Below are 728 nucleotides of genomic sequence, written 5' to 3' on the forward strand. Positions count from 1 at the left end.
CACGTGGTCGAGGTGGTCCCGGGTCGCCGCAGCGACCGACTCGGCGCCCCGCCGCGAGCGCGTGAAGGCCAGGGTGCGGGCCCCGGCCAGGGTCAGGTCGGTCAGCAGGTCAGCCATCTCGGCGGTGGCGGTGCGGTGGGTCGGTGCGGTGGGGGAAGGTGTGGCCGGCGAAGCCGGGGCGTCCGGCTCCTCGGGCACCGGGAGGGCCTCGCCCGGCAGCTCGGGAGGCTGCCACAGCACGAAGGTCTTGCGGCCCTGCGGGGCGGTGTCCTCGGTGACCGCCACGACCTCCTCAGCCGGCACCCCGAGCAGGCGGGCGGCGCTCGCGGCCGGGTCGGAGGTGGTCGCCGAGGCCAGGACGACGACGGGAGCGCTGCCGTAGCTCGCGGCCAGGCGTCGCAGCCGGCGCAGCACCGCGGCCACGTGCGCGCCGAACACCCCGCGGAACGCGTGGCTCTCGTCGAGCACCACGTAGCGCAGCGAGCGCAGCAGCCGCGACCAGCGCCGGTGCCCGGGCAGCAGCGAGAAGTGCAGGAAGTCGGGGTTGGTCAGGACGACGTCGGCGTGGTCGCGGATCCACTGCCGCTCGGACATCGCGGTGTCCCCGTCGCAGGTCGCGGCGCGCACGCTCACCTCGGCGGCGCCCAGCAGCCGCTCGAGGCCCGCGAGCTGATCGGCGGCCAACGCCTTGGTCGGCGCGAGGTACAGCACCGAGCCGCGCCGGCTCA

General features: G+C 76.2%; 1 protein-coding gene. It reads right to left on the bottom strand.

The genetic code is table 11. The features are described 5' to 3' along the window. A partial coding sequence (locus tag L0B03_RS18685) for a DEAD/DEAH box helicase (RefSeq protein WP_250448607.1) occupies nucleotides 1-728 on the bottom strand: 728 nt, incomplete at both ends.

Source organism: Actinotalea sp. C106 (assembly GCF_023630195.1).
Lineage (GTDB): Bacteria > Actinomycetota > Actinomycetes > Actinomycetales > Cellulomonadaceae > Actinotalea.